Raw genomic sequence first — 2,389 nt, 5'->3', positions numbered from 1 at the left:
CCACGACCTCGCCATCGTCCGGCACTTCTCCCAGCGCGTCGCCGTCATGTACCTCGGCAAGATCATCGAGGTGGGGGACCGCGACTCCATCTACGCCCGCCCGCGCCACCCCTACACCCACGCCCTGCTCTCCGCCGTCCCCGAGGTGACCCTGACGGAGGACGAGACACCCCGGCGCGAGCGCATCCGGCTCGCCGGGGATGTGCCGTCCCCCATCTCCCCGCCCTCCGGCTGCCGCTTCCGCACCCGCTGCTGGAAGGCCCAGGACCGGTGCGCGACCGAGGAGCCCCCGCTGGTCCGGCTCTCCGGCAACCGGGACGGCCACCTCACGGCCTGCCACTTCCCGGAGGAGCCGACCACCGAGGCCCGGGCCGAGGACATCGTCCTGGACCCGGCCCTGACGGCGCTGGAGGAGGACCAGGCGGGTTAGCGCGATTCAGGAGATCAAGGCGTGACGACCCACTGCATCGCCTTCAGGGTGCTGGTCCTCTTGCCGCACAGCACCTTCTTGTTGACGGTCTTGAAGTTGCACGGCTTATACCCGGGCCCCGCTGCGGCCAGGTAGGTCTTGTGGTTGTAGCGGAAGTCGTTCCCCCTGGTACCGGGAGCCTCGGAGCAGTAGCGGCCTACCGGAGGCTTCTCCAGCGTCTTGTATATGCCGAGGCAGAAATTGCCGTAAGGGTCGGCGTACGACGCGATATGGGAGGCCACCTGCCCCCAGTACTGCGACTTCTTCTTCTGGCATGTTTCGAGGGTGACGTTCTTGTTCGGGCCGTTCCACTGGAGGCACTTGCCCGTCACCGCGCTCTTGAGATGAAAAGTGGAAGCGCCGGCATTCGCCGATGACGCGGGTCCGAGCGCTGTGAACGCGAGAGCGAGTACAGCGCCGCTCATGACCGCGGACTTGCCGAAGATTTTCACGATGGTCAACCGATCTGTCGGCGGGAAATCCCCGTGTGCTGGTGCGTGACGAACCTATTGCTCAGCGTGGTTGACCGGCAAGGGTGTTGAGGAAGGCTTGAGCTCCATGATCGGCGTCACGTACGGCGGGTGGAATTGCGGCCTCGTCTAGGCCTTTCGCGCCACGGTGACGATTTCGGGGGAGTCGGGGGCGAGCGGCCCCCGCTCCCAGTTCCCGTACTGTTCGACGACCCGCAGACCGGCCTCGGTGAGGAAGTCCTCCAGTGTCCCGGCGTCGAGGAAGCGCAGCACGCTGTGGACGACCCTGGGCGCGGGCCAGCCGTCACCGTCGTAGGTCTCCGTGAACCGCACCAGGCCCCGGTCCAGGCCCTCGCCCCGCACCTCGTGCCACACCCGCACCGCGGTGCCGTCGGCGGCGGTGATCTCGCGCACCCGGTCCGGGGTCCACCGCTCCCAGGGCCGGGCGCCCGGATTGCGGGTCTCGAACACGAACCGTCCGCCGTCCCTCAGGGCCGCGCGGGCGGCGTGCAGACAGGCCCGGATCTCCGCCTCCGTCACCAGTTCCTGGAAGGCGTGCCCGGTCATGACGACGAGGTCGAACTCCTCCTGCCAGCGCCGCACCCGCACATCGCCGAGCACCCACTCGACGTCGGGCCGGGCCCGCCGCGCCTGGGCGAGCATCGCGGCGGCCGGATCGAGCCCCATCAGCCGCCCCCGGTGCCCTTCGGCCCGGGCCCGCCGCAGCAACTGCCCGGTGCCGCACCCGATGTCCAGCACGGAGCCGGCCTCCCGCAGCAGACCGAGGTAGAAGTCGTCCCCCGGTCCCCAGGGGTTGAGGCGGTCGTAGAGCGCGGCGAGCGAGAGATCGGCGAAGGCGTGATCCACCACCGCAGCAGTCTGACACACGACGCGGTGCGGCGGGTCGGAAACAGGGGACGCCGAACGCGGAAAGAGGGCCCGTGCCTTGGGCAGGCGCGGGCCCTCTTCCCCTGGAGCGGACGTCCATGGGCTCGGGTCGATGGGCCGGTGAAAGTCCGTTCCGCGAGGGGGCGGCCGACGGAAAGGGGTGTGTCAGGCCGCCGCCTCGGGGTCCTTCGCCAGGCGCGGGGCGGGCACGGTGTCCGACGTCTCCGGGTAATGGCAGGCCGTCAGATGGCCCGGCTTGTTGCCCTCCACCTGCACCAGCGGCGGCGCCTCCGACGCGCACTTCTCGGTCGCCTTCCAGCAGCGGGTGCGGAAGCGGCAGCCCGAGGGCGGGTTGATCGGCGACGGCACGTCACCGGTGAGCCGGATGCGCTCGCGCGGCTCCTCCTCCACCGTCGCCTCGGGGACGGCGGAGAGCAGGGCCCGCGTGTAGGGGTGGCGCGGGTTGCCGTACAGGTCCTCGCGGTCGGCGATCTCCACGATCTTGCCGAGGTACATGACGGCGACGCGCTGGGAGAAGTGCCGGACGATGGCGAGGTCGTGG

The 2,389-nt window shown here is 69.9% G+C and carries 4 protein-coding genes; 1 reads left to right on the top strand and 3 read right to left on the bottom strand.

Annotation, left to right across the window (positions count from 1 at the left end; genetic code table 11):
- On the top strand, nucleotides 1-430 hold a 430-nt coding region (locus tag ABD350_RS31295; protein ID WP_344352304.1), incomplete at its 5' end, for an oligopeptide/dipeptide ABC transporter ATP-binding protein.
- Nucleotides 431-444: 14 nt separating this feature from the next.
- Here ABD350_RS31295 and ABD350_RS31290 read toward each other — a convergent pair.
- The 3 genes from ABD350_RS31290 to ABD350_RS31280 form a co-directional block, all read right to left on the bottom strand.
- Nucleotides 445-801: a hypothetical protein gene (locus tag ABD350_RS31290; protein ID WP_344352303.1), complete on the bottom strand. Its 357-nt coding sequence runs from the start codon at nucleotides 799-801 to the stop codon at nucleotides 445-447.
- 267 nt (nucleotides 802-1,068) lie between these two features.
- Entirely contained in the window at nucleotides 1,069-1,809 is a 741-nt protein-coding gene (locus ABD350_RS31285; RefSeq protein WP_344352302.1) for a class I SAM-dependent methyltransferase, read from the bottom strand.
- Nucleotides 1,810-1,992: 183 nt separating this feature from the next.
- The coding region (locus ABD350_RS31280) for an oligopeptide/dipeptide ABC transporter ATP-binding protein (protein ID WP_344352301.1) at nucleotides 1,993-2,389 on the bottom strand (397 nt) is incomplete at its 5' end.

Origin of the sequence: Streptomyces nogalater (assembly GCF_039532885.1) — a bacterium.
In the GTDB taxonomy this organism is placed as follows: domain Bacteria; phylum Actinomycetota; class Actinomycetes; order Streptomycetales; family Streptomycetaceae; genus Streptomyces; species Streptomyces nogalater.
This window is presented reverse-complemented; position numbering and strand designations above follow the sequence as displayed.